The sequence below is a fragment of the Delftia sp. WSY_22 genome (assembly GCF_043104185.1).
Lineage (GTDB): Bacteria > Pseudomonadota > Gammaproteobacteria > Burkholderiales > Burkholderiaceae_C > Comamonas > Comamonas tsuruhatensis.
Map to the genome: position 1 here is coordinate 176,858 of NZ_JBICKN010000059.1, position 17,473 is coordinate 194,330.

Annotated in this window: 14 protein-coding genes; 9 read left to right on the forward strand and 5 right to left on the reverse strand. The window is 69.0% G+C overall.

Translation table 11 applies throughout. The features are described 5' to 3' along the window. Nucleotides 1-26 precede the first annotated feature (26 nt). The 4 genes from chrA (at nt 27) to ACF8NF_RS26520 (ending at nt 5,493) form a co-directional block, all read left to right on the forward strand. Entirely contained in the window at nt 27-1,400 is a 1,374-nt protein-coding gene (gene chrA / locus ACF8NF_RS26505; protein WP_392451584.1) for a chromate efflux transporter, read from the forward strand. A gap of 13 nt (nt 1,401-1,413) precedes the next feature. Beyond that, on the forward strand, nt 1,414-2,241 hold the full coding sequence (locus tag ACF8NF_RS26510; RefSeq protein ID WP_392451585.1) for an AraC family transcriptional regulator: 828 nt from the start codon (nt 1,414-1,416) through the stop codon (nt 2,239-2,241). Between the two features lie 84 nt (nt 2,242-2,325). Then, entirely contained in the window at nt 2,326-3,012 is a 687-nt protein-coding gene (locus ACF8NF_RS26515) for a phenylalanine--tRNA ligase beta subunit-related protein (protein WP_338496640.1), read from the forward strand. Nucleotides 3,013-3,333: 321 nt separating this feature from the next. Beyond that, nucleotides 3,334-5,493 carry a TonB-dependent siderophore receptor gene (locus ACF8NF_RS26520; protein ID WP_392451586.1) on the forward strand — a complete coding sequence of 720 codons (2,160 nt, stop codon included), beginning with the start codon at nt 3,334-3,336 and terminating at the stop codon, nt 5,491-5,493. Between the two features lie 36 nt (nt 5,494-5,529). Here ACF8NF_RS26520 and ACF8NF_RS26525 read toward each other — a convergent pair whose 3' ends face one another. Then, a complete protein-coding gene (locus tag ACF8NF_RS26525; RefSeq protein WP_016448176.1) occupies nt 5,530-6,480 on the reverse strand; it encodes a transglutaminase family protein in 951 nt (316 codons plus the stop codon). 228 nt (nt 6,481-6,708) lie between these two features. Here ACF8NF_RS26525 and ACF8NF_RS26530 point away from each other — a divergent pair, with 228 nt between their 5' ends. Beyond that, nucleotides 6,709-7,395 (forward strand): GntR family transcriptional regulator, encoded by a 687-nt coding sequence (locus ACF8NF_RS26530; protein WP_013802958.1) that lies wholly within the window; start codon nt 6,709-6,711, stop codon nt 7,393-7,395. A 12-nt stretch (nt 7,396-7,407) separates the two neighbouring features. On the opposite strand, the gene ACF8NF_RS26535 is transcribed toward ACF8NF_RS26530, so the two are convergent. From ACF8NF_RS26535 to ACF8NF_RS26545, 3 genes are read right to left on the reverse strand one after another with little or no spacing between them, the layout of a single operon-like run. Then, nucleotides 7,408-7,827, reverse strand: coding sequence for a heme-binding protein (locus ACF8NF_RS26535; RefSeq protein ID WP_133073030.1), 420 nt, complete (start codon nt 7,825-7,827; stop codon nt 7,408-7,410). A 60-nt stretch (nt 7,828-7,887) separates the two neighbouring features. Then, nucleotides 7,888-10,974 carry an FAD-binding and (Fe-S)-binding domain-containing protein gene (locus ACF8NF_RS26540; protein WP_392451587.1) on the reverse strand — a complete coding sequence of 1,029 codons (3,087 nt, stop codon included), beginning with the start codon at nt 10,972-10,974 and terminating at the stop codon, nt 7,888-7,890. An 8-nt stretch (nt 10,975-10,982) separates the two neighbouring features. Beyond that, on the reverse strand, nt 10,983-11,672 hold the full coding sequence (locus ACF8NF_RS26545) for a GntR family transcriptional regulator (protein ID WP_392451588.1): 690 nt from the start codon (nt 11,670-11,672) through the stop codon (nt 10,983-10,985). 158 nt (nt 11,673-11,830) lie between these two features. Between ACF8NF_RS26545 and ACF8NF_RS26550 the strand changes: the two genes are divergently transcribed. The 4 genes from ACF8NF_RS26550 to ACF8NF_RS26565 all read left to right on the forward strand — a co-directional run bounded on the left by ACF8NF_RS26550 (nt 11,831) and on the right by ACF8NF_RS26565 (nt 16,365). Further along, entirely contained in the window at nt 11,831-13,072 is a 1,242-nt protein-coding gene (locus tag ACF8NF_RS26550) for an alanine--glyoxylate aminotransferase family protein (RefSeq protein ID WP_088165147.1), read from the forward strand. Between the two features lie 105 nt (nt 13,073-13,177). Next, on the forward strand, nt 13,178-14,215 hold the full coding sequence (locus ACF8NF_RS26555; RefSeq protein ID WP_071955152.1) for a tripartite tricarboxylate transporter substrate binding protein: 1,038 nt from the start codon (nt 13,178-13,180) through the stop codon (nt 14,213-14,215). A gap of 11 nt (nt 14,216-14,226) precedes the next feature. Then, nucleotides 14,227-14,823 (forward strand): tripartite tricarboxylate transporter TctB family protein, encoded by a 597-nt coding sequence (locus tag ACF8NF_RS26560; RefSeq protein WP_392451589.1) that lies wholly within the window; start codon nt 14,227-14,229, stop codon nt 14,821-14,823. Between the two features lie 27 nt (nt 14,824-14,850). Next, on the forward strand, nt 14,851-16,365 hold the full coding sequence (locus tag ACF8NF_RS26565) for a tripartite tricarboxylate transporter permease (RefSeq protein WP_392451590.1): 1,515 nt from the start codon (nt 14,851-14,853) through the stop codon (nt 16,363-16,365). A gap of 3 nt (nt 16,366-16,368) precedes the next feature. On the opposite strand, the gene ACF8NF_RS26570 is transcribed toward ACF8NF_RS26565, so the two are convergent. Next, nucleotides 16,369-17,412, reverse strand: coding sequence for a transporter (locus ACF8NF_RS26570; RefSeq protein ID WP_016448182.1), 1,044 nt, complete (start codon nt 17,410-17,412; stop codon nt 16,369-16,371). Nucleotides 17,413-17,473 lie beyond the last annotated feature (61 nt).

The window sequence follows — 17,473 nt, forward strand, 5'->3', positions numbered from 1 at the left end:
CGGCTGCCGTATGAGACATTTGCGGCATGCCCTCCAGCCTGCAGACCACACCCAACCCGCCCGCGCCCCCGCCCCCTGTGGCCCCCACCCGCGCCGAAGCCCTGCGCTACTGGCTGAAGCTGGGCTGCATCAGCTTTGGCGGGCCGGCCGGGCAGATCGCCATCATGCATGAGGACCTGGTGGAGCGGCGGCGCTGGATATCCGAGGGCCGATTCCTGCATGCGCTCAACTACTGCATGCTGCTGCCCGGCCCCGAGGCGCAGCAGCTGGCCACCTATATCGGCTGGCTGCTGCACCGCACCTGGGGCGGCATCGTGGCCGGCGGGCTGTTCGTGCTGCCCTCGCTGGTGCTGCTGATCGGCCTGTCCTGGATCTATGTGGCCTTCGGCCATGTGCCGGCCATTGCCGGCATCTTCTACGGCATCAAGCCGGCCGTGACGGCGCTGGTGGTGCAGGCGGCCTGGCGCGTGGGCTCGCGCACCCTGCGCAACGGCTGGCTGTGGGGCATTGCCGCGGCGGCCTTCGTGGCCATCTTCGCGCTGAAGCTGCCGTTTCCGCTGATCGTGCTGGCGGCCGGCGCACTGGGCTACCTGGGGGGCAGGCTGGCGCCGCGCCACTTCGCCCCTGCAGGCGGGCACGGCCACGGCGGCGGCAGCCACGGCCCGGCCGTCATCGACGATGACACGCCCGTACCGGCCCATGCACGGTTCAGCTGGCGTTTTTTCAGCCAGGTGCTGGCGGCCAGCCTGGGGCTGTGGGCGCTGGCGCTGGGCCTGCTGACCGCCGCCTTCGGCTGGCAGGGCGCGCTCACCCAGATGGGCTGGTTCTTCACCAAGGCGGCACTGCTGACCTTTGGCGGCGCCTATGCCGTGCTGCCCTACCTCTACCAGGGCGCGGTGGACCACTACCACTGGCTCACGGCCATGCAGATGATGGACGGGCTGGCCCTGGGCGAGACCACGCCGGGGCCGCTGATCATGGTGGTGTCCTTCGTGGGCTTCCTGGGCGGCTGGAGCACGCAGGTGTTCGGCCCCGATGCGCTGCTGCCTGCCGGCGCCGCCGCCGCCCTGGTCGTGACCTTCTTCACCTTTTTGCCGTCCTTTGCCTTCATCCTGCTGGGCGGCCCCTTCATCGAGTCCACCCATGGCAGGCTGGGCTTCACCGCGCCGCTGACGGGCATCACGGCCGCCGTGGTGGGCGTCATCGCCAACCTGGCCGTGTTCTTTGCCTGGCATGTGCTGTGGCCCCTGGGCTGGGCGGGTCCCTTCGACTGGCCGTCCGCACTGCTGGGCCTGGCTGCGGCGGCCGCGCTGCTGCGCTGGAAGGTCGGCGTGATCCCCGTGGTGGTGGGCGCGGGGCTGGCCGGCCTGGCGATCACGCTGGCACGCCAGGGTGGGTAGGAAAGGCTGCGGCATGGTTTCGACCACGGATGGGCATTTCAGCTGGCTGCGCTGCCGCACCGCAGGCGTGGAGGCCGTGGCCGCCGACACGGCGAGGCACTTTGGGCGGCATACCCACGAGCAGTACGGCATCGGCCTGATCGAGCGTGGCGCGCAGAAGTCCGCCAGCGGGCGAGGTCTCTACGAGGCCGGGGCCGGCGACCTCATCATGGTCAACCCCGGCGAGCTGCATGACGGCATGCCCCTGGGCGATGGCGGTCGCGCCTGGCGCATGCTCTACCTGGAGCCCTGGGTCGTGGCCGGGCTCATGGCGGACATGGATGGCGCAGGGCCGGCGGCCGGCTTCGAGTTCCGCCAGCCCGCCATGCGCGACCCGCGCCTGGCCGCGTGTTTTCAGACCCTGTACCGCAGGATGACCGGCAGCGGCGAGCCAGCGGACGCCCTGGACCTGGACGAAGCCCTGCTGCAACTGCTGGGCGGCATGCTGCAGCGCCCTGCCCCTGCGCCCCGCGCACCGGCCCCCATCACCCTGGCCCGCGCCCGGATGGACGACGATCCCGGCGCGCCCCTGACCCTGGGCGCCCTGGCCCAAGAGGCGGGCCTGAGCCGCTACCAGTTCCTGCGCGCCTTTGCGCGCGCCACAGGCATGACGCCCCATGCCTATCTGCTGCAGCGGCGCCTGCACCAGGCGCGCGGGCTCATCGCCAGCGGCGTGCCGCTGGCCGAGGCCGCCGCGCACAGCGGCTTTGCCGACCAGAGCCATATGACGCGCCTGTTCGTGCGCAGCTTCGGCATGGCGCCCGGCTACTATGCCAGGGCAGCAAGCGCCTGCGCTGCGTGACGCGCTGCAATTTCCTTCAAGACCACGCAAACCGGCCTGGCGAGGATGGAGATCACATCCCCTCTCCAATCACAAGGCCCGATCTTGCCGTTCTCCTACGCACCCTCCATCCCCCGCGACTTTCCTGAACTGGCCACGCAGACCTTGCTGCTGCGCTGCCTGTCGCCCGACGTGCCCGCACACGCCGTGATCGCCCCCTTCATGGCACAGGCCAGGCAGAACCTGGCCTGCACCCCGGAAAGCGAGATGCCATCCATCCAGGCCTGGCGGCGCGGCTTTGCCAGGATGGGCCTCAAGCCCACGCAATACCGCTGCGCCGCCGAGGCCCTGCTGCGCCGCCTGCGCAAGGAGGGAGATCTGCCGGGCCTGCATCCGCTGGTGGACCTGTGCAATGCGGCCTCGGTGGCCTTTGCCATTCCCGTGGCCGTCTTCGACCTGGACCGCATCAGCGGCTGCCTGCAGGTGCGCCCCGCAACCGGCAGCGAGGTCTACGAGACCTTCTCAGGCGAGATCGAATATCCCGAGCCCGGCGAAATCATCTTTGCCGACACGGCTGGCCGCGCCCACGCCCGGCGCTGGTGCAACCGCCAAAGCGGCCACTCGGCAGTGCGCGAATCCACCGTCAACGCGCTGATCGTGACCGAAGCGCTGCACGCCACCGGCAAGACGGATACGCAGCAGTTGGTGCAAGCCTTGCAGGCGGCGGCCGGTCGGCTGTGGCCCGAGGCCGTTTCACACCCAGGCAACCCCTTGCAGGCCGCCCAGGCCTGAGGCGACCGGGGCCGCTGGCGCCCCGGCGCGAAGAGGGCTATCACGCTGCGCGGACTTCCCGCAAGCAAGACCGTACGCGTATCGCACCGCCCTGCACATCGACCTGCAGGTCGCTTCAAAACAAGCTTCTACGCTATCAAAATGATAACAATGCGTTGCATGCTACATACAAATGAAAAGAAAAAGAAATCATTCCCATTGTCATTCTAGAATCCGCACCCGCCATGACAGGCTGCGCTGCTGGCCCCAGGGCCGGCAGCAGCGCCGACGCACCCAGAGCACGCCCCACGGCACAGGTTTCCCAGCTCTCGACCATTGACCATGCTTACCCAAAGACTCTCGCGCACGGCAGTTGCGCATGCCGCCCTGCTTGCCCTGTGCGGCGCAGCCCACGCACAGGCCCAGCCTGACAAGGTCCCCGAGGCCACGCTCGCCCCGGTCACCGTGAACGCAGGCACCGAGAAGGAAAATCCCACCGGCCCTGTGGTGGGCTTCACCGCCAAGCGCGCCATCTCGGCCACCAAGACCGACACGCCGCTGATAGAGACGCCCCAGGCCATCAGCGTGGTCACGCGCGACCAGTTCGAGGCCCAGGGCGTGCAGACGCTGCGCCAGACCACCGCCTACAGCGCCGGCGTGGTGTCCAACTATTTCGACAGCCGGGTGGACAGCTTCTCGGCACGCGGCGGCAGCGTGAGCCAGTACCAGGACGGACTGCTGCGCACCTACGGCACCTACAACACCAGCCGGCCCGACCCCTACACGCTGGAACGCGTGGAATTCCTGCGCGGACCCTCTTCCGTGCTCTACGGCCAGGGCAGCGTGGGCGGGGTGCTCAACCTCACCAGCAAGCGCCCGCAGGCCGAGGCGCTGCGCGAGGTGCAGGTGCAGGTGGGCAGCTACGGGCGCAAGCAGATCGCCACCGACCTGACCGGCGCGGTCACCGAAGACGGCCAGTGGCTGTACCGCCTGGTGGCCGTGGGCCGGGAAAGCAGCACCCAGGTGGACCATGTGAACGACGACCGCCTGGTGATCGCGCCCAGCCTGACGTGGAGGCCCAGCGCCGATACCTCGCTCACGCTGCAGGCGCTCTACCAGAAGGACAAGAGCGGCTCGCTGATCGGCTTCTTCCCCTGGCAGGGCACGCGCCTGCCCAGCCCCTACGGCCAGATTCCCACCAGCACCTTCATCGGCGAGCCCGGCTGGGACTCGTTCGACACAGAGAACAAATCCTGGGGCTACCTGTTCAGCCACCGCCTGAATGCGGACTGGACCGTGCGCCAGAACCTGCGGCGCACCATCAGCGACGTGGACTACCGCTCCATCTACACCAGCTTCACCGCCATCCCCGGCCAGGGCCGCCCTGCGCGCCCGGTCTTCAACCCCGACAACCGCAGCGTCTACCGCGATGCCTCCTGGCAGGTCAACGGCGGGCGCATGCTGGTGATCGACACGCAGCTCGAAGGCAAGCTGCGCTGGGGCACGGCCGAGCACACCGTGCTGGCCGGCATGGATGCGCAGCGCAACAGCACCAGCCAGTCCACCTGGCGCGGACTGACCGCGCCGTTTGACGTCTACAACCCCGTCTACGGCAATTTCACGCCGCCCACGGCCTCGCAGCTGGTGCGCCAGCCGGGCGTGTCGCAAAAGCAATTGGGCTTCTACGCCCAGGACCAGATCAAGTGGGGCCGCTGGACCGCCACCCTGGGCCTGCGCCACGACAGCGCGCAGACGGACACCGAAGGCCGTCCCGCCTCCGCCGTGGACGAGAAGGCCTGGACCAAGCGCGCAGGCGCCACCTACCAGATGGAGGGTGGCTGGGCGCCCTACCTGGGCTACTCCGAGTCCTTCCAGCCGCTGGGCGGCGTGAACGTCTACGGCACGCCCTACAAGGCGCAGCGCGGCGAGCAATGGGAAGCCGGCGTGAAATGGCAGCCGCCGGGCCAGGGCCTGTCGGCCTTTGCCGCCGTCTACACGCTGCGCGAGAAGAACCGCAAGACCACCGACCCGGCCAACCCGCTCAACAGCCTGCAGATCGGCGAGGTCAAGGTCAACGGCTTCGAGGCCGAGCTCACCGCCAGCCTGGCCCGCCACTGGGACGCCACCCTGGCCTATGCGTACACCGACGCCGTCATCTCGCGCAGCAATGGCGGCGACCAGGGCCAGCGCGTGACCAGCGTGCCGCGCCACACGGCATCGGCCTGGCTGACGCACCGCTTTGCCAGCGAAGGGCGCGGCGGCTGGAGCCTGGGTGCGGGCGTGCGCTACACGGGTTCGCAGTGGACGGGCACCAGCCTGGTGGACACGCCTTCGGCCACCCTGCTGGACGCCATGGTGTCCTATGACGCCGGCCCCTGGCGCCTGGCCTTCAACGTGGTCAACCTGACCGACAAGGTGCAGATCACGCAGTGCCTGGCACGCGGCGACTGCTTCTACGGCCAGCGGCGCACCTTTGCGGTGACGGGAACGCACCGCTTCTGAGAGCCGCCGCCGCGCGCCTTTTACAGCGCAGGCAGCTCAGGCAGGCAGCTGCCTGAAGCTCCTACGGTCCGCCGTGCTGCCAAACGATGCGCAGCCCGACAGCACGGCGGGCGACGGCGCGGTGGTCGACAGCGCCTCGCTGCACAGCCGGGGCAGCTGGCTGTGCTCGTCTTCCAGGGCCTGTGTCTGGATCATGGGGGCCATGGCCACCACGTTGCCGAAGATGGTGGCAAAGGCCACGTCGGCCGCGTCACGGCCCGTGCCAAAGCGCATGAAGCCCATGGGAATGGCCGTGCCCGATGCATCGAACAGGTACCACCTGTCGCCCAGGTAGGCTTCCACGTAGGCATGGAAATCGGGCGGGCCCAGCGCAGGGTCGGCACCGTAGTCCGTGCCGGTGGCGATGCGGGCGGGAATGTTCAGCGCGCGGCACAGGGCGATCATCAGGTGCGTGAAGTCGCGGCACACGCCCACCTGCTCCACCAGGGTATCGACGGCCGAGGTGGACGAGTTGCTGGTGGCCGAAGCGAAGGTCACCAGCTCCTGCACCCACTGCTGTATGGCCAGCACGCGCGAATAGCCGGGCGCCAGGTGGCCGAAATTGCGGAAGGCCAGCTGCATCAGCCGGTCGGACTGGCAATAGCGGCTGGGGTAGATGTAGGGCAGGACCTCCAGCGGGATGCAGCGCACCGGAACCTCGCCCAGCGCCGCAGGATCCTCGCGGTGGTGCGCGATGCAGACGGTGGCCGTGTAGGTCAGGTGCAGGGGGCCGGGGTTGGCATGCAGGCGCATGAAGCGCGTGGAGGTGGCGGGCTCGGTGGCAATGTCGGGCTCCACCGGCTGGCTGAGCACCAGCCGCTCGTTCTCCACCGTCTGGTGCGAGGTGTGGGCCGCATGGATGTTGAACACGAAGTCGGCCCCGGCCGGATCGCGGATGTCATAGGCAAGATCCACCTGGATCTGCAGCCTGATTCCTGGTTGGGCCATTGTTTTTCCCTGGTTGGTCTGTCGGATCGGCATCCATGGTGGGATCAAGAGTCTCCGCCGGCCGTAGGCCCCTGCTGAAAAGCCTGTAGTGCTTGGCATGGACAGCGCGTGCGCCCGCCCGGCGGCCCGCAGGGGATGCAAACTCGGCTAACATCGGCGCCGCCCCGCATGGCGCAATGCCTGTGGCGGAGGCATCCACCAGCCAGGAACAGCCAAGGAGACCGCTAGATGGCGGAGATCATCGAGATATCGCGGGCGGCGCTGCACGAGCAGGTGGCGGACCGTTTGCGGTCCATGCTCATCGAGGGGCGCATCGCCCCGGGCGCCAAGCTCAACGAGCGCGAGCTGTGCGAGCAGCTCGGCGTCTCGCGCACGCCGCTGCGCGAGGCCATCAAGCTGCTGGCCGCCGAAGGCCTGGCCGACCTGCTGCCCAACCGCGGCGCCATCGCCGTCAAGCTGAGCGAGGCCGATGTCATGCACGCCTTCGAGGTGCTGGCCGGCATCGAGGGCCTGTCGGGCGAACTGGCCGCCCAGCGCATCACCGACCAGGAATTCGCCGAGATCCGCGCCCTGCACTACGAGATGATGGCCAGCGTGGCGCGCGCCGACGTGTCTGCCTACTACCGGCTCAACGCCGCCATCCACGCGGCCCTGAACAGCGCCGCCAAGAACCCCGTGCTGACGGAAACCTTCCAGCGCATCAACAACCGCGTGCAGTCGCTGCGCTTTCGCACCAACCTGGACACGGCCAAGTGGAAGCAGGCCGTCAAGGAGCACGAAGCCATGATCGAGGCCCTGGGCGCACGCGACGCCACGGCCCTGCGCGAGCTGCTGGTCACCCACCTGCACCACAAGCGCGATGCCGTGCTGGCCATGCTGCGCGCCGAGGCCCTGCAGCCGCGCAAGTCGCGCTGAAGCCCAGGGCCGCTAACGCTGCGGCGCGGCCCCCAGCGCCGCAATCCCCGCCCGCGCCACCTCCGCATCCTCGGCCGGCTTCACCCCGCTGACGCCCACGGCGCCCAGGCAGTGGCCCTCCCTGGCGATGGGCACGCCGCCTTCCAGCAGGCCCTGCAGCGCGGGCACGCTCAGGTAGGCGGTACGGCCGCCATTGATCATTTCCTCATAGAGCCGGCTTTCCTTGCGGCCCAGTGCTGCGGCGTGGGCCTTGGCCGGCGCGATGTGGGCCGAGGCCGGTGCCGCGCCGTCCAGGCGCTGCAGCCACAGCAGGTGGCCGCCGTCATCGGCGATGGCGATGCTGACGGCCCAGCCGTGCGCCGTGGCATGCGCCTCGGCGGCCTGGGCGATGGCCTTGATGTCCTGGAGGTCCAGGCAGGGCTTGTGCTTCATGGGAGTACCTTGGTCTTGTGCGGGATGGAGGATGGCGGTCAGCGGGCGGTCAGCGGGCAGTCAGCGGGCATCCAGCAGGCTTTCCAGCAGCCGCGCCACATGCACGGCTTCGCGCGCCGCGCCGTCGGCGATCTGGTGGCGGCAGCTGGTGCCGTCGGCCACGACGATGGCCTCGGGGCGCTGGCGTATGGCCGGCAGCAGGGCCGCCTCGGCCATGTCCATGGAGACCTGGTGGTGGCTGGCCTCGTAGCCGAAGCTGCCGGCCATGCCGCAGCAGGAGCTTTCGATGAGCTCGGGCTGGGCGCCGGGAATCAGCCGCAGCACGTCGAGGATGGGGCTGACGGCGCCAAAGGCCTTCTGGTGGCAATGGCCGTGCACGAGGATGGGCGCCTCGGCGGCGCGCAGCGGCAGCGCAAAGCGGCCGGCCTTGACTTCACGGGCAATGAATTCCTCGAACAGCAGGGCCTGGGCGGCAACGGCCTGTGCAGGCTCGCCAAGGCCCATGACCAGGGCTTCGTCGCGCAGGGTCAGCAGGCAGGAGGGCTCCAGGCCGACGATGGGGATGCCGGCGCGGGCCAGGGGCGCCAGGGCATTGATCAGCGCACCGGCGCTGGCCTTGGCCTGCTCGACCATGCCGGTGGCCAGGTAGGTGCGGCCGCAGCAGTGGTGGCCGCCGCCCTCTTTGGCGGACTTGCTGGCGGTGTGCAGCGCATAGCCGGCCGCCTGCAGCACGCGCGCGGCGGCCAGGGCGTTTTCGCTCTCGAAGGTGCCGTTGAAGGTGTCCACGAAGAGCACGGCCACGCGCTCGCCGGCCGCCGCGCGGGCCAGGGCCTGGTCGCGGTCAAGAAAGGTATGTGCTTCGGGCGCGCGCCAGAAGGTGTCGCTGCGCCAGGCCGGCAGCGAGCGCCTGGCGGACAGGCCCAGCAGTTTTTCGCCCAGTTGGCGCAGCACGGGCAGGCGGTTGCGCAGGTTCAGCAGCCAGGGCATGCGGCTGGCCGTGGCGGCGTAGCGCGGCAGATGGGCGACCAGCCGGTCCTTGAGCGTGTGGCCATGGCGGGCCTTGTAGTGGGCCAGGAATTCCACCTTCATGCGGGCCATGTCCACGCCCGTGGGGCAGTCGCGCCTGCAGCCCTTGCAGCCCACGCACAGGTCCATGGTGTCGTGCATGGCCTCGCTGGTGAAGGCGTCCGGCCCCAGCTGGCCCGAGATGGCCAGGCGCAGGGTGTTGGCCCGGCCGCGCGTCAGGTGCTGCTCGTCGCGCGTGACGCGGTAGCTGGGGCACATGGTGCCGGCGTCGAACTTGCGGCAGTGGCCGTTGTTGTTGCACATCTCCACGGCCTTGGCAAAGCCGCCGGTGACGTCGCCGCCCGTGCCGGGCGCCGTGGTGACTTCGGTGACCGGGTCGGCCTGCACGTTCCAGGCGGACCAGTCGAGCACGGGCGTGATGGGAATGCGCCGGTAGGGCCGGGGCGCATCGGCGGGCGCAAAGCGGAACAGCCGGCCATCGTCCATCTTCGGCGTATCGATGATCTTGCCGGGGTTGAAGAGGCTGTCCGGGTCGAAGTGCTGCTTGATGGCGCGCAGGGCCTCGGTGATGGCGGGCCCGAACTGCCAGGCAATCCACTCGCCGCGGCACAGCCCGTCGCCGTGCTCGCCGCTGAAGGCGCCCTTGTATTTGCGCACCAGTTCGGCCGCTTCCTCGGCAATGGCGCGCATGCGCGCCGCGCCGTCGGTGCGCATGTCCAGGATGGGCCGCACATGCAGCGTGCCCACGGAGGCATGGGCGTACCAGGTGCCCCGGCTGCCATGGCGCGCGAACACTTCGGTGAGCGCGTCGGTGTACTCGGCCAGGTGCTGCAGCGGCACGGCGCAGTCCTCGATGAAGCTCACGGGCTTGCCGTCGCCCTTGAGGCTCATCATGATGTTCAGCCCCGCCTTGCGCACTTCCCAGAGGTTTTTCTGGGCCGCTTCCTCGGGCATTTCCACCACGCTGCCGGGCAGGCCCAGCTCGCCCATGAGTTCCACCAGCTGGCGCAGCCGCGCCAGCAGCGCGGCGCGGTCGTCGCCGGCGAATTCCACCAGCAAGATGGCAGCCGGGCGGCCGATGAGCGCGGTCTCTATGGTGGGCTTGAAGGCCGGGTTGGCCAGGCCCAGCTCGATCATGGTGCGGTCCACCAGCTCCACGGCCGTGGGTCCCAGCTTCACGATGTGCTGGGCCGAGTCCATGGCCGCGTGGAAGGTGGGAAAGTTCACCACGCCCAGCACCTTGGCGCGCGGCAGCGCGCTCAGCTGCAGGGTGAGCGAGCGCGTGTAGGCCAGCGTGCCCTCGGCGCCTATCAGCAGATGGGCCAGGTTGACGCTGCCGTCGGCCGTGTAGGGCCGCTCGCTCTGGTTGTCGAAGATGTCGAGGTTGTAGCCCGCCACGCGGCGCATGACCTTGGGCCAGTGGGCATGAATGTCCTCGCGGTGCTGTTGCGCCAGCCCGTGCACGAACTGCGCAATGCGCGCTGTGCGGCCCGTGGCCTGGGCGACGGGGCCGAAGTCCAGCAGCTCGCCATCGGCCATCCAGGCGCGGGCGCCGCGCACGTTGTGCACCATGTTGCCGTAGGCAATCGAGCGCGAGCCGCAGGAATTGTTGCCCGCCATGCCGCCCAGCGTGGCCTGGGCGCTGGTCGATACGTCCACCGGATACCACAGGCCGAGCTTCTTGAGCCGGGCGTTGAGGTGGTCCAGCACCAGGCCGGGCTCGACCTCGGCCGTGCCTGCATCGGGGTCCACCGAGAGGATGTTGCGCAAATGCTTGCTGTTGTCGATCACCAGGGCCGCGCCCGTGGTCTGCCCGCACTGGCTGGTGCCGCCGCCGCGCGGCAGCACGGGCACCTTCAGCTCGCGGGCGATCTGCAGGGCCGTGGCGATGTCCTGCTCGCAGGTGGGCACGAAGACGCCCACCGGCATGATCTGGTAGATGGAGGCATCGGTGGCATAGCGCCCGCGCGAGGCGGCGTCGAACAGGACCTGGCCGCGCGTGTCCGAGCGCAGGCGGCGCGCCAGCATCTGGCTGACATCGTCGGGCGGCAGCACGGTGCCGGGGGCGGGCACGGTGTCGTCGGCGGAAGCGGCAAGGCGGTGCGTGGATTCCATCAGCATGGCGGCTCTCATTCGTTCATGGTTCGTGGGTAGATCTGGCCTGCCTTGAGCAGGGCGATGACGGTGTCGCGCTTGTGCTCCAGGTGGGCCACCAGCACCTGGCGCAGCGCGGCGGCGTCGCGCGCCTGCAGCGCCTCCAGCATGCGTTCGTGCTCCTGGACGGCGCGCTTCCACTTGGCCGCGTCCTGGTTGGTGCGAAAGCGCAGCGACTGCACGCGGGCGTTGATGCGGCCATAGGTCTCGGCCAGCACGGGGTTGGCGGCGGCGCGGTTGATGGCCGAGTGGATCAGCGCATTGAGCCGGTAGTAGCCGGACAGGTCCTGGCGCGCATGGCTGGCCAGCATCTCGAAGTGCAGGGCCCGCACCTCGGCCAGTTGCTGCTGGCTGATGCGCTGCGCGGCCAGCTCGCCCGACATGCCCTCCAGCCCCGCCAGCACCTCGAAGGTCTGCAGCACATCGGCCTCGCCCAGGCGCACGGCCACGGCGCCGCGGTTGGGCACCAGGTCCACCAGCCCTTCGGAGGCCAGCAGCTTGATGGCCTCGCGCAGCGGCGTGCGCGAGACGCGCAACTGCTCGCACAGCGCGCGCTCGTTGAGCTTGGCGCCGGGCGGTATGCGCCCTTCCACCAGCCAGGTGCGCAGCCGCACCGCCACCTGGTCATGCAGGGCAAGCCGCGAAATCTCGATGATCTCCGCCATGGATTCTCCTGGTCGAATGAATTTTGCATTCATTCTTACGCAAGCATTTCTCAAGGTATTCATGGTTATCACCAAGGCATTTATGAATTTTGAATGCAAAAATTCGCAAACACCCTCCCCCGCAGACCGACCTGGCATTTCCTTGAAAAGGACGCACCATGCTCACGCTCGACAGCCATCCCACGGGCCGCCACTTCCTCCAGATTCCCGGCCCCAGCCCGGTTCCCGACCGCATCCTGCGGGCCATGAGCCTGCCCACCATCGACCACCGGGGGCCGGAGTTCGGCCAGCTCGGCCTGAAGGTGCTGGCCGGCATCCAGCAGGTCTTCAAGACCCGGCATCCGGTGGTGATCTATCCGGCCTCCGGCACGGGCGCCTGGGAGGCTGCCCTGATCAACACGCTCAGCCCTGGCGACCATGTGCTGATGTTCGAAACCGGCCACTTCGCCTCGCTGTGGCAGAAGATGGCCACGCGCCTGGGCCTGTCCACCGAGTTCCTGTCCTATGGCGGCTCCGACGAGCACCTGCCCCAGGCGCCGGGCTGGCGCCATGGCGTGCAGGCCGGGCTGATCGAGGCGCGGCTGCGCAAGGACACGGAGCGCCGGATCCGCGCCGTGTGCGTGGTGCACAACGAGACCTCCACGGGGGTGACCTCGGACATCGCCGCCGTGCGCCGGGCCATCGACGCGGCGGGCCACCCGGCCCTGCTGCTGGTGGACACCATCTCGGGCCTGGCCAGTGCCGACTACCGCCATGACGAATGGGGCGTGGACGTGACCATCAGCGGCTCGCAAAAGGGCCTGATGCTGCCGCCCGGCATCAGCTTCAACGCGCTGTCGCCACGCGCGCTGGAGGCCGCCAAAAGCGCGAAGCTGCCCAAGTCGTTCTGGGCCTGGGACGAGATCGTGGAGATGAACCAGACCGGCTACTGGCCCTACACGCCCAACACCAACCTGCTGTACGCCCTGTCCGAATCGCTGGACATGCTGCTGGCCGAAGGGCTGGACACGGTGTTTGCGCGCCACCAGCGCTGGGCGGCCGGCGTGCGTGCCGCCGTGCAGGCCTGGGGCCTGCCCATCCAGTGCGCCGATCCGCAGGTCTACTCGCCCGTGCTCACCGGCGTGATCACGCCCGAAGGCGTGGATGCCGATGCCCTGCGCCGCCTGATCCACACGCGCTTCGACCTGTCGCTGGGCGCGGGCCTGGGCAAGCTCAAGGGCCGCATGTTCCGCATGGGCCACCTGGGCGACAGCAACGACCTGACGCTGCTGGCCATGGTGGCGGGCGTGGAGATGGGCCTGAAGCTGTCCGGCATCCGGCTGGCCGGCAGCGGCGTGCAGGCGTCCATGGACTACTTCGCTGCCCACGCCGCAGCCGGGGCGCTGCGCAAGGCCGCCTGAACCCACCGGCCCCGCGCCGAAACCCCTTGGCAGAGCCGGAGCACATGGCTCGCCCCCTTGATCGTGGATTGCACCAATACCAGGAAATAACAGGAGACAAGAGACATGACATCGCCCCGCAACCGCCTGGCGGCAACTGCCGTCGCCACCCTCGCCGCCACCGCCGCCATCACCCTGGCCGCCCCTGCCGCCTGGGCGCAGTGGAAGCCCGCCAAGTCCGTCGAACTCGTCGTGCCGTTCTCGGCCGGCGGCGCCTCGGACCAGATGGCACGCGTGATCCAGGCCATCGTCACCAAGCACAAGCTGATCGAGCAGCCCGTGGTCATCCTCAACAAGGCAGGTGCCTCCGGCGCCGAGGGCATTCTGGATGTCAAGGCCTCGGCGCGCGACCCGCACAAGCTGCTGGTGGCCTCCACGGCCATCTTCACCCTGCCCATGGCCACGGCCCTGCCCTTCCAGTGGCGCGACCTGAATCCCGTGGCCATGATTGCCCAGGACCAGTTCGTGCTCTGGGTCAATGCCGAGACCGGCTACCAGACGCCCGCCGACTACCTGGCCGCCGCGCGGCAGGCCGGCGGCAAGTTCAAGATGGGCGGCACCAGTTCCAAGCGCGAGGACCAGATCATCACCGCCAACATGGAACAGGCCGCCGGCGTGAAGTTCACCTACATCCCCTACAAGGGCGGCGGCGAGGCCAGCACCCAGCTGGTGGGCAAGCACATCGACTCCAACGTCAACAACCCCAGCGAGTCCATGGCGCAGTGGCGCGCGGGCCAGGTGCGGGCGCTGTGCGTGTTCGACACGCAGCGCATCGAGTACACGGCCAAGGTCACGGGCAGCCAGGCGCTGTCGGACATCCCCACCTGCAGGGAGCAGGGCCTGGATGTGCAATACACCATGCTGCGCGGCTTCTTCCTGCCGCCCGGCACCACGCCCGAGCAGGCGCAGTTCTATGCGGGCGTGATGCACAAGGTGGTGGCCACGCCCGAGTGGAAGGAGTACCTGGAGAAAAACGCGCTCAAGCCCGAGTACATGACGGGGCAGGCCTTCGTGGACTTCCTGGCCAAGGACGAGACGCGCCACCTCGACATCATGAAGAAGGCCGGCTTCCTGTCGGCCAGCGTGGCCGCCGCCGCCAAGTGAGGAGCCGCGCCATGGACACCGCCATCCACCTTGCCCCGCCCTCCTCCAATTCAGCAGCAGCAGCAGCAGCAGCAGCCCCGGCCCAGCCCTCCAGCGCGGCCACCGAATCCATCCCCGCCACCGAAGCCCAGGCCCCCGGCCTGTCCCGCCGCCATGTGGAGTACGGAGTGGCCGCCGTGCTGCTGGCGCTGGCCGTGCTCGTGGTCTGGGACAACCAGCGCATTGGCGCGGGCTGGGGCGACACCGGCCCGCAGGCCGGCTACTTCCCGCTGCGCGTGGGCGCCGTGCTGGGCATCTGCGCCATCGCCGTCTTCGTGCAGGCGCTGCGCAGCCGCAGCCAGGAGCAATTCGCCAGCTGGCTGCAGCTCAGGCGCGTGGCGCAGGTGCTGCTGCCGCTGACGGCCTACATCGCCGTGATCGCGCCGCTGGGCATCTACGCGGCCTCGGTGCTGTTCATCACGGGCTTCATGGTGTTTGCGGGCCGTTATCCCTGGTGGAAGGCCGTGGCGCTGTCGGGCTTCACCAGCGTGCTGCTGTTCTACGTCTTCGAGATCCAGTTCAAGGTGCCCCTGCCCAAGGGTCCGCTTGAAGCCTGGCTCGGCTATTGACCCCTGTCGCCGCCACGGAGCAACACCATGGACGAACTCCAATACCTTGCGCACGGCTTCGCGGCCGTCACCACCTGGCAGAACACGGGGCTGATGCTCACGGGCATCCTGCTGGGCATCGTGGTCGGCGTGCTGCCGGGCCTGGGCGGCCCCAACGGCGTGGCCATCCTGCTGCCGCTGACCTTCGGCATGTCGCCCACCTCGGCCATCATCCTGCTGTCGTGCATCTACTGGGGGGCGCTGTTCGGCGGCGCCATCACCTCGGTGCTGTTCAACATCCCGGGCGAGGCCTGGTCGGTGGCCACCACCTTCGACGGCTACCCCATGGCCCAGCAGGGGCACGCGGGGGCCGCGCTGACCACGGCCTTCACGGGCTCGTTCATCGGCGCCATCTCGGGCGTGATGCTGATCACCTTCCTGGCGCCGGTCGTGGCCTCGTTCGCGCTGCAGTTCGGGCCGCCGGAGTTCTTTGCGGTCTTCTTCCTGACGTTCTGCTCCTTCATCGGCATGGGCAAGGAGCCCAAGGCCAAGATCGTGGCCGCCATGGCCGTGGGCCTGCTGCTGGCAGCCGTGGGCATGGACACCATCTCGGGCGACCTGCGCATGACCTTCGGCTCCACCGAGCTGCTGCGCGGCTTTGATTTCCTGGTGGTGGTGATCGGCCTGTTCGGCATCAGCGAGATCCTGATGACCATCGAGGAAGGCCTGGCCTTCAAGGGCAAGAAGGCCTCCATCGACCTCAAGGCGGTGTTCAGGACCTGGGCCCGGCTGCCGCGCTACTGGCTGACCATGCTGCGCTCGGCCCTGGTGGGCTGCTGGATGGGCGTGACGCCCGGCGGCGCCGTGGCGGCCAGCTTCATGGGCTACGGGCTGGCCAAGAAGTTCTCGCGCGACCCCGACAGCTTCGGCAAGGGCAACCCCGAAGGCGTGCTCGCCCCCGAGACCGCCGCCCACGCGGCCGGCACCTCGGCCCTGCTGCCCATGCTGGCCCTGGGCATTCCGGGCTCGGCCACGGCGGCCGTGCTGCTGGGCGGGCTGATGATCTGGGGGCTGCAGCCCGGCCCGCTGCTGTTCACAGAGCAAAAGGACTTCGTCTGGGGCCTGATCGCCAGCATGTACCTGGGCAACATCGCCGGCCTGGTCATCGTCATGGCCACCGTGCCGCTGTTCGCCGCCATCCTGCGCGTGCCGTTTTCCATCGTCGCGCCCATGATCCTCATGGTCTGCGCCATCGGCGCCTTCACCGTGCACGGCAATGCCACGGACATCTGGCTCATGCTGGTCTTCGGCGTGGTCGGCTACGTGTTCAAGAAGCTCGACTATCCACTGGCGCCCATGGTGCTGGCCATCGTGCTGGGCGACCGCATGGAAGACGCCTTCCGCCAGAGCATGCTCTCCAGCCAGGGCGAGCTGGGCATCTTCTGGCACAACGGCCTGTCGGGCACCATCACCACGCTGGCCCTGCTGATGCTGGTGTGGCCGCTGCTGGGCAAGTTGCGGGCGATGGCGTTCGGGGCGAGGGCAAGGGCTGTGGCGGCCTGAGCCCTAATCCCTGTACCGCTTCTTGCGAAACGCCAGCCAGGCGGCGATGACGGTGAAGGCGACGACGATGGACACCACGATCCAGAAGCCGTGCTCGTGCTCGGCCAGCGGTATGCCGCCCACGTTCATGCCGAACAGGCCGGCCAGGATGTTGATGGGCAGGGCCAGCACGGTGACCACGGTCAGCACGAAGAGGCTGTTGCTGTTGTCCTCGTTCACGGCGGCGGCCACCTCTTCCTGCAGCAGCTTGATGCGGTCCTGCAGGGTCTGCATGTCGCGCAGCATGAGCGAGAACTCCTCGCTCGCTGCGGCCAGGCCGCGCCGGTCTTCCTCGCCCATCCAGCCGGGGGGCTGCTGCAGCAGGCGGAACAGCGCGGCGGGCTCGGGCGCCAGCAGGCGCTGAAGGCGCACCAGCAGGCGGCGCAGCCGGCCCAGGTGGGCGCGCGGATGGTGGTAGCGCTGGGCCAGGATGGCGTCCTCGATATCGTCCACGCGCGCCGTGGTCTCGCGCACCACCTTGACCAGCACATCGGCCTGGGTGCGCATCAGGTGCTCCAGCAGCTCGGCCGTGCTGGCGGGGCTGTCGCCGCGGCGCACGGCGTCGCGCAGGGCATCGACAGAGCGCAGCGGCTGGGTGCGCGCGGTGATGACCAGGCGCTCGTCCAGGCAGATCCACAGCGTGGCGATGTCGGCCGAATCGAAGTTGAACTCGAAGTTCACATCGTTGAGCACGGCGACCAGGCTGTCGTCGGCGCGCTCGATGCGCGTGGAGGTCAGGCCCTCGCGCAGGGCGGCATAGAACACGTCGGGCAGGCCCGCATGGCGCTGCAGCCAGCGCAGGGACTGGGTGTGGGTCAGGTTGAAGTGCAGCCACAGGAAATCGCGCCGGCCCGCATCGGACCGGGCTGCGGCATCGGCCAGCCACTGCGCGGCGGATGGCGCCGTCACGGCCTGCACGCACTGCCGTGTGTCACTGAAGAAGCGCCAGCCGCAGATCAGGCCTGCGTCTTCGTGGGCCTGTGCCAGGGGGGAGGCTGCATCGGTCATGGGGAGGAGGAAGCACCTGCGGAAGTGGCCTGCGCGGGCCGGGCAAGTGCGGGATTCTTGG

Bases quoted from the DNA above. Each gene is read 5' to 3' on its own strand.
- chrA (WP_392451584.1), top strand. From the start codon at position 27: ATGCCCTCCAGCCTGCAGACCACACCCAACCCGCCCGCGCCCCCGCCC.
- ACF8NF_RS26510 (WP_392451585.1), top strand. From the start codon at position 1,414: ATGGTTTCGACCACGGATGGGCATTTCAGCTGGCTGCGCTGCCGCACC.
- ACF8NF_RS26520 (WP_392451586.1), top strand. From the start codon at position 3,334: ATGCTTACCCAAAGACTCTCGCGCACGGCAGTTGCGCATGCCGCCCTG.
- ACF8NF_RS26525 (WP_016448176.1), bottom strand. From the start codon at position 6,480: ATGGCCCAACCAGGAATCAGGCTGCAGATCCAGGTGGATCTTGCCTAT.
- ACF8NF_RS26530 (WP_013802958.1), top strand. From the start codon at position 6,709: ATGGCGGAGATCATCGAGATATCGCGGGCGGCGCTGCACGAGCAGGTG.
- ACF8NF_RS26535 (WP_133073030.1), bottom strand. From the start codon at position 7,827: ATGAAGCACAAGCCCTGCCTGGACCTCCAGGACATCAAGGCCATCGCC.
- ACF8NF_RS26540 (WP_392451587.1), bottom strand. From the start codon at position 10,974: ATGCTGATGGAATCCACGCACCGCCTTGCCGCTTCCGCCGACGACACC.
- ACF8NF_RS26545 (WP_392451588.1), bottom strand. From the start codon at position 11,672: ATGGCGGAGATCATCGAGATTTCGCGGCTTGCCCTGCATGACCAGGTG.
- ACF8NF_RS26550 (WP_088165147.1), top strand. From the start codon at position 11,831: ATGCTCACGCTCGACAGCCATCCCACGGGCCGCCACTTCCTCCAGATT.
- ACF8NF_RS26555 (WP_071955152.1), top strand. From the start codon at position 13,178: ATGACATCGCCCCGCAACCGCCTGGCGGCAACTGCCGTCGCCACCCTC.
- ACF8NF_RS26560 (WP_392451589.1), top strand. From the start codon at position 14,227: ATGGACACCGCCATCCACCTTGCCCCGCCCTCCTCCAATTCAGCAGCA.
- ACF8NF_RS26565 (WP_392451590.1), top strand. From the start codon at position 14,851: ATGGACGAACTCCAATACCTTGCGCACGGCTTCGCGGCCGTCACCACC.
- ACF8NF_RS26570 (WP_016448182.1), bottom strand. From the start codon at position 17,412: ATGACCGATGCAGCCTCCCCCCTGGCACAGGCCCACGAAGACGCAGGC.